Raw genomic sequence first — 7225 nt, 5'->3', positions numbered from 1 at the left:
ACGCGCGGGGACAGCGACAATGTCTTGTTGGTCGGCCCCAACGATCCGGCCACCCAGCGCGGAATGCCATCGGCGGCAATGGCTTCGTCCACGCATTCGCGCATGATGCGGGCGGCGGCCAGGTTGATCTCGCGCACGCGGTCTTCCATGCCGTAATCGGCCTGGCTGATGCGGTTGGCGTTGAAGGTATTGGTGGCGAGCAGATGCGCGCCGGCCGCGATATAACGCTTGCAGATGCCGGCGATGGCATCGGGCCGCGTCAGGTTCAAAATGTCGTTGTTGCCCTTCTGATCGTGATTGCTGGGGATATCGCCGGCATAATCACCCGCCGTCAGCCCGAGATTCTGAATGGCCGTGCCATAGGGGCCATCCTTGACCAATATGCCGGTGGCAGCCGCGGCGCGAAGGTCGTTGGCGGCACTGGTCATGCTTGGGTCTCCTGGGCCGGGCGGACGCCCAGCAGATGGCAGATGGCGTAAGACAATTCGGCGCGGTTGAGCGTGTAGAAATGGAAGTGGCGCACCCCGCCTGCATACAGCCGGCGCGACATTTCCGCAGCCACTGTCGCGGCGACCAATTGGCGCGCCGCGGGCTTGTCGTCCAGCCCTTCAAACAGCCGGCCCATCCAGTCTGGCAGATGGGTGCCCGATCCCGCCGCCATCTTTTTCAGGCTGGCATAGTTGCTCACCGGCAGGATGCCCGGCACCAGTTCGATATCAAGGCCGGCAGCGGCCACCTGGTCACGAAAACGGAAGAAGGTATCGGGTTCAAAGAAGAACTGGCTGATGGCGCGGGTCGCGCCGGCATCATGCTTGATCTTGAGCGCATCCAGATCAGAGCGTGGGCTGGCGGCCTCCGGGTGGACTTCGGGGTAGCAGCTTACGGAGATTTCAAAATCATGCCGGCGCTTCAGGGCGGCGACCAGTTCGGCGGCGCTGGCATAGCCGCCGGGCACGGGCTGGAACTTCGCCTCGCCGCCCAAGGGACTTTGGGGCGGGTCGCCACGCAGCGCCACGATGTGGCGCACACCGGCAGCCCAATATTCATCGGCAATGCCATCAAGTTCGTCGGCAGTGGCGTTCACGCAGGTCAGGTGCGCCGCCGCCGGGATCGGCGTTTCACTGGCAATGCGCGCCACCGTGGCATGGGTGCGTTCGCGCGTCGTGCCGCCCGCCCCATAGGTCACCGAGAAAAAGCGCGGGTTCAACGGCACCAACGCCTCGACGGCCTGCCACAGATTTTCCTGCATGGCCGGGGTCTTGGGCGGAAAAAACTCAAAACTCACCGCCAGATCGCCTGGCAAATCGGCGTAAAGCGGGCCATTCAAGGCGCGGGCGGCTTCCGCCATCTGGTTCAAGGTCAGTGTCATCCGTTCACCTTCACGGCCGGCTTTTGCGCCAGCCAAATCGTCACGCCCAACTTGTCGTCGCCGGCGGCGGGCAATTGCTGTGCCACCGCGCCGTTCAACCCGGAATTCTCCATCCAGCCCAGCACCGTTTCATCGGCAAAGCCCAGGCGCAGGTGACGACGCTCCACCCGCAGCTCCTCGCGGGTGTGCGGCATCAGATCGACCACCAGCAGCCGGCCATGGGCACGCAGCACACGCGCGGCCTCACCAATCACGGCAGCCGGATCATCGGCATAATGCAGCACTTGATGCAGCAGCAGCGTGTCGCAGGCGGCGGCGGCCAGCGGCAGCTGGTACATATCGGCGCTCTGGACCCGCGCGCCGGTCAGCCCGGCGGCCTCCAGCCGGTTGCGGGCAATGCGCAGCATTTCCGGGTTGCGGTCCAACCCCAGCACGCTCGTCGCCTGGCCAACAAGCAGCTCGATCATCCGCCCGGTGCCCGTGCCAACATCAACCAATTCGCCCAGATCGCCCGGCCCCAGCGCAGCGCGGATCGCGGCTTCCACGGCCGCTTCGCTGCTGTGCAGGGCGCGTTCCTGCTGCCATTCGCCGGCATGGGCGGCAAACCAGCTGTCTACCGCGGCCGCACGATCGGCACGCACCACGGCCAATCGCGCGCGATCGCCAGCGCCCAGATCGCCCCCGCCAACCAACCCATCGGCCAGGGCATCGGCCAAGGCATCGATTGCCGCCAGCGCCGGGCCGCTGATGGCCGCAGGCCCCAGCCGCACGAACACCCAGGCACCTTCGCGCACGCGTTCGACCAGGCCGCATTCGGCCAGGATGCGCAAATGGCGCGACACACGCGGCTGGCTTTGTTGCAGCACCTGGGCGATTTCGCCCACCGCCAGCTCCATGCCGCGCGCCAGCAACAGGATGCGCAACCGGCTGGGATCACCAACGGCGCGGAATATGGCCAGCAACTGTTCCATGACCAGTCTTCTACACCCACATAAAGACATAAAGCAATCTTTATGTGATGTCGCGCGATTGAAGCCAGCAGCGCTTCGTGGCAAACATCAGGCCATGCGACATGCCCCCCTGATCGCGCTCGCCGCACTTGTTCTGCTGCCGGCTTGCGCCAGCACCAGTGCCAATTCTGCCACTGGCCGCTTTGGTAGCACCGATCTTGCCCGGGCCGAAGCCGATCCGTGGGAAAAGTCCAATCGGCGCATGCACAATTTCAACAAGGGGCTGGATCGCTGGGTCATGAAGCCGGTGACCATCGGGTACCGCGCCGTCGTGCCGCGCCCGGCCCGCACTGCCGTCGCCAACGCCTATGGCAATTATGGCGAGCCGGCCAATCTCACCAACGCCGTGCTGCAGGGCAAGTTCGCCCAGGCCTTCCGCACGCTCGATCGCTTCATGCTCAACAGCACGCTGGGCATTGCCGGCATCATGGATGTCGCCACCGATCTTGGCCGCCCCAAGGAGCCGGAAGACTTCGGCCAGACCCTGGCGCGCTGGGGCGTGAAATCCGGGCCCTATGTGGTGCTGCCGCTGTTCGGCCCGTCCACCCTGCGCGATGGCATCATGACGCCGTTTGATTTCTTCATCGATCCGGCCGATTTCGCCCGCAACGCCTGGCTCAGCCCCGGCTGGGATGTGCGCATCGGCATGCCCACCGGGCGCATCATCAATTTCCGCAATCAGTTGATCGAAACCGGCGCCGACAAATTGCTCGCCGAAAGTCTTGATGATTATACGCTGGCCAAATCCGCCTATCTGCAGCGCCGCCGGCTATTGTTGTTCGATGGCGAATTGCCGGCAGAGGAAGACCCGTTCGCCGATGAGCCGACCGAGGCGCCCGCTGCAGAGCCTGTGCCAGTAGCTGAGCTGCCAGCGCCCGCAGCGTCAGAGCCAGCGCCGCCTAAGCCCTGACTGCGCTGCCCATCACCAGCGGCGTCAGCTTCTTCAATGCGCCAAAGGCATGTTCCTCCTCCTGGCGCGGCATCGGATCGAGCCTGAAACCAGCGTCGCGCACCAGTTGCGCCGATGGCCGGTTGAGGTTGCAGCCCACGCCGACCACGCGCTGCACCGGGTTCAGCCGCTGCTGCCAGCGCTGCCGCTGCGGATCGTCAGACAGCACATGCTCCATGAACAGGAAGCGCCCGTCGGGCTTCAGCACCCGCCGCACTTCGGCCAGCACCTGGCCCACATCCTGCACGCTGCACAGTGTGAGGCAGCACACCACCGTATCAAAGCTGGCATCGGCAAAGGGCAGGCGTTCGCCAGCGCCCGGCACGGACTTGATCGGCACGGGCGACGAAGCCAGATGTGCCGCCGCACGCCGGTTCATGCCTTCCGATGGCTCCACCACGGTCAGGCTGGTCACTATGGCCGGATCATAGAAGGGCAAGGTCGCGCCGGAACCAAAGCCGATTTCCAACACGTCGCCGCTGGCCTGGCTGACCAAGGCCTGCCGCCGTCGCATGATGTTGGGATGGCCCAACGCTTTGTCGAGCAGCCATGGAAAGATGGTTTCAGAATAAATGCCCATTCAGCAATGGTCGCACGGGCTTGGCGGGTTGCCAAGACCGGCCTATCGTCAGGGAATGCGCGCCGCTTTGATCATTCTCGTTTTGCTGCTGTCCGCCTGTTCCAAGGGCGACGAAGCCCCTGCCGGCAATGAGCAGGCGGTGATCGACAAGGCCAATAGTGACGTGATGGCGGCAGAGGCAGAGAGCAAGCCCGCCCCCTGAAAACGGCAATGAACGCCGCGGAACGCGGTGTCGCAGGCCCGCGTCGCTGGCTGGCCAAGTCCGTGCCGCCATGTGCATGCGACATGCTTTGCCGTGCGCCGCCGCGTGCGAACCTTTTCAGGCAGGCCACGATCATGAGCAGCAGACCGGTTGATCCGCGTTTCACGGCAATTCTCACAGCGCCCGTATTGCCCACCCTGGCGCGGCTCACCCTCCCGGTGATCGTCGTCATCCTGGCCCAGAATTTTGTGACCGTGCTCGAAGCTTATTGGGTCAGCCAGCTCGGCACCCAGGCCATTGCCGCTGTCTCGCTGGTGTTGCCGCTGGTGCTGCTGATGGGCGCCATGAGCGGCGGCGGCATCGGCGGCGGCGTCGCGGCCGCCATCGCCCGCGCCAAAGGCGCTGGAGACCAGGCCCGCGCCAATGAGTTGCTATGGCATGCCATGCTGATCGCGATCGGGTTTGGCATCCTGTTCACGGCGGCAGCGCTGCTGGGTGGGCCACTGCTGTATGCAGCGCTGGGTGCGCGCGGCGGCACGCTGGATCAGGCCTTGGCCTTTTCAGGCTGGATATTCGGCGGCTCGGTGGTTTTCTGGATGGTCAATCTGATCGGGTCGGCCTTGCGTGCAGCGGGCGAAGTCAAATTGCCGGCCATCGTTTCGCTTGGTGGCGCCGCGCTGCTGATACCGCTTTCGCCGCTGTTGATCTTTGGCTGGGGCGCACTGCCAGCGCTGGGCATCGCCGGCGCCGGAATTGCCACCCTGCTTTATTACGTCGGCTCATTGATCATTTACGTGCGCTGGTTGCGGCGCGGCGACGGCCCATTGCATCTGCACTGGCACCCGGCGCGGGCGCAGCCGGTGCGCGCCATCATGGGCGTTGGTCTCGTTTCGGCGCTGGGCACAGTGCTGTCCAGTGTGACCTTGCTCGCCATCACCGGATCGGTTGGCCAATATGGCGTGCAGGCCCTGGCCGGCTATGGCATTGCCTCACGCGTCGACAATTTGATGATCCCCCTGCTGTTTGCCGTTGGAACCGGCGTGTTGACCATGGTCAGCGCGGCCACTGGGGCCGGCCTGCATGACCGCGCGTGGTCGATTACCAAATTGGCCGGCATGCTGGGGTTTTTCGGTTCGGCGCTGATCAGCGCGTTCTTGCTCATCGCGCCCGGCCTTTGGCTTGACCGGTTCACCAGCGATCCGCAGGTCTTTGCTTCTGGGCATTTGTGGTTCCAGATCGCCGGCCCGGTCTACTGTTTCTTCGGGATGGGCTTGATGCTGTATTTCGCAGCGCAAGGGCTCGGGCAGATGCGCGGGGCACTGGCGGCTGGCGTCAGCAGGCTGATCATCACCGCAGGCGGTGCCGCGTGGATGGCAGCCCAATCGGCACCAGTTGCCGGCGTTTACGCAGCGGCAGCAACCGGCACGGTGGTGTTTGGGCTGGTAAATGCATTGGCGGTGTGGCGGGCGCGTCCGGCGGCGAAGCCGCCGAGTCCGCTTTTGCGGTGAAGGCAGAAGGAAGGGAAATGCGCGGCGTAGCCGCGCCGTCAGACGAATCAAAAAGGGCAGCCTGTTAGGGCTGCCCTTTTCGTTCGCTGGCCGGATTTCGTTGAGTCTGGCCACAGTGCTGCGCACTGTGGCCAGCCAACTCGATCTTAGAAATCCATGCCGCCCATGCCGCCCATGCCGCCCGGCATGCCGCCGCCGCCACCCTTGTCGTCGGCCGGCAGATCGGTGATCGCGGCTTCCGTGGTGATCAGCAACGACGCCACCGAAGCGGCATCCTGCAGCGCGGTGCGCACAACCTTGGTCGGGTCGATCACGCCGGCCTTGACCAGGTTTTCATACACGTCGGTCTGCGCGTTGAAGCCGATGGTCTGGTCGCCGCCTTCCAGCAGCTTGCCCGCCACAACGCCGCCATCATGGCCCGCATTGATCGCGATCTGGCGCAGCGGGGCCTGGATGGCCTTGCGCACGATATCGATGCCGCGGGTCTGGTCGTCGTTGGCGCCCTTCATGCCGTCCAGCGCGCGGGTGGCATACAGCAATGCCGTGCCGCCGCCGGGAACGATGCCTTCTTCCACCGCAGCGCGGGTGGCATGCAGGGCATCGTCAACGCGGTCCTTGCGCTCTTTCACTTCCACTTCGGTGCTGCCACCGATCTTGAGCACGGCCACACCGCCGGCCAGCTTGGCGAGCCGCTCCTGCAGCTTTTCGCGGTCGTAATCGCTGGTGGTGATTTCGATCTGAGCGCGGATCTGTTCCACACGCGCCTTGATCGCATCGGCATTGCCTTCGCCATCAACGATGATGGTGTTGTCCTTGTCGATGGTGACGCGCTTGGCCTGGCCCAGCATCGGCAAGGTGACGTTTTCCAGCTTGATGCCCAGATCTTCGCTGATCATCTCGCCAGCGGTCAGCGTGGCGATATCTTCCAGCATGGCCTTGCGGCGATCGCCGAAGCCCGGCGCCTTGACGGCAGCAACCTTCAGGCCGCCGCGCAGCTTGTTGACCACCAGGGTGGCCAGCGCTTCGCCTTCGATGTCTTCCGCGATGATCAGCAGCGGGCGACCCGACTGCACGACCGCTTCCAGCACCGGCAGCATCGCCTGCAGGCTCGACAGCTTCTTTTCGTGGATCAGGATGTAGGGGTTATCAAGTTCCACCTGCATCTTTTCGGCGTTGGTGATGAAGTAGGGCGACAGATAACCACGGTCGAACTGCATGCCTTCAACCACGTCCAGCTCGCTGTCCATGCCCTTGGCTTCTTCGACGGTGATCACGCCTTCCTTGCCAACCTTTTCCATGGCCTTGGCGATCATGTCGCCAATTTCGCTTTCGCCATTGGCCGAAATCGTGCCGACCTGGGCGATTTCCGACGAACCGGAAACCGGCTTGGAACGGCCCTTGAGGTCTTCCACAACCTTGATCACGGCCATATCGATGCCGCGCTTCAGATCCATCGGGTTCATGCCGGCCGCGACCGACTTCATGCCTTCGCGCACGATGGCCTGGGCCAGCACGGTGGCGGTGGTGGTGCCGTCACCGGCCGCATCGTTGGTCTTGGAGGCCACTTCGCGCACCATCTGCGCGCCGAGGTTTTCAAAACGATCCTT

General features: G+C 64.2%; 8 protein-coding genes. 3 read left to right on the top strand and 5 right to left on the bottom strand.

Annotation, left to right across the window (positions count from 1 at the left end):
- The 3 genes from RMO81_RS11035 to RMO81_RS11025 form a co-directional block, all read right to left on the bottom strand.
- Positions 1–428 (bottom strand): homocysteine S-methyltransferase family protein (locus RMO81_RS11035; RefSeq protein WP_310475913.1); only part of this gene is annotated, 428 nt, incomplete at its 3' end.
- Entirely contained in the window at positions 425–1369 is a 945-nt protein-coding gene (gene metF / locus RMO81_RS11030) for a methylenetetrahydrofolate reductase [NAD(P)H] (RefSeq protein WP_310475912.1), read from the bottom strand. The genes RMO81_RS11035 and metF, both read right to left, overlap by 4 nt.
- Entirely contained in the window at positions 1366–2340 is a 975-nt protein-coding gene (locus RMO81_RS11025; RefSeq protein ID WP_310475911.1) for a metalloregulator ArsR/SmtB family transcription factor, read from the bottom strand. The genes metF and RMO81_RS11025 overlap by 4 nt, the downstream gene beginning before the upstream one ends.
- 94 nt (positions 2341–2434) lie before the next feature.
- Between RMO81_RS11025 and RMO81_RS11020 the strand changes: the two genes are divergently transcribed.
- Positions 2435–3289, top strand: coding sequence for a VacJ family lipoprotein (locus RMO81_RS11020; protein ID WP_310475910.1), 855 nt, complete (start codon positions 2435–2437; stop codon positions 3287–3289).
- Here the strand turns inward: RMO81_RS11020 and RMO81_RS11015 are convergent.
- Positions 3279–3908, bottom strand: a complete 630-nt coding sequence (locus RMO81_RS11015; RefSeq protein WP_310475909.1) for a class I SAM-dependent methyltransferase — start codon at positions 3906–3908, stop codon at positions 3279–3281. The two genes, RMO81_RS11020 and RMO81_RS11015, sit on opposite strands and share 11 nt — an antisense overlap.
- 55 nt (positions 3909–3963) lie before the next feature.
- Here RMO81_RS11015 and RMO81_RS11010 point away from each other — a divergent pair, with 55 nt between their 5' ends.
- A complete protein-coding gene (locus tag RMO81_RS11010) occupies positions 3964–4110 on the top strand; it encodes a hypothetical protein (protein WP_310475908.1) in 147 nt (48 codons plus the stop codon).
- Between the two features lie 134 nt (positions 4111–4244).
- A complete protein-coding gene (locus RMO81_RS11005; protein ID WP_310475907.1) occupies positions 4245–5618 on the top strand; it encodes an MATE family efflux transporter in 1374 nt (457 codons plus the stop codon).
- A 146-nt stretch (positions 5619–5764) separates the two neighbouring features.
- Here the strand turns inward: RMO81_RS11005 and groL are convergent.
- The coding region (gene groL, locus RMO81_RS11000) for a chaperonin GroEL (RefSeq protein ID WP_310475906.1) at positions 5765–7225 on the bottom strand (1461 nt) is incomplete at its 5' end.

It is taken from the genome of Sandarakinorhabdus sp. (assembly GCF_031422795.1).
Lineage (GTDB): Bacteria > Pseudomonadota > Alphaproteobacteria > Sphingomonadales > Sphingomonadaceae > Sandarakinorhabdus.
This window is presented reverse-complemented; position numbering and strand designations above follow the sequence as displayed.

Coding starts and splice junctions, on each gene's coding strand:
- RMO81_RS11010 (WP_310475908.1), top strand. CDS start 3,964: ATGCGCGCCGCTTTGATCATTCTCGTTTTGCTGCTGTCCGCCTGTTCC.
- RMO81_RS11005 (WP_310475907.1), top strand. CDS start 4,245: ATGAGCAGCAGACCGGTTGATCCGCGTTTCACGGCAATTCTCACAGCG.
- RMO81_RS11020 (WP_310475910.1), top strand. CDS start 2,435: ATGCGACATGCCCCCCTGATCGCGCTCGCCGCACTTGTTCTGCTGCCG.
- RMO81_RS11015 (WP_310475909.1), bottom strand. CDS start 3,908: ATGGGCATTTATTCTGAAACCATCTTTCCATGGCTGCTCGACAAAGCG.
- metF (WP_310475912.1), bottom strand. CDS start 1,369: ATGACACTGACCTTGAACCAGATGGCGGAAGCCGCCCGCGCCTTGAAT.
- RMO81_RS11025 (WP_310475911.1), bottom strand. CDS start 2,340: ATGGAACAGTTGCTGGCCATATTCCGCGCCGTTGGTGATCCCAGCCGG.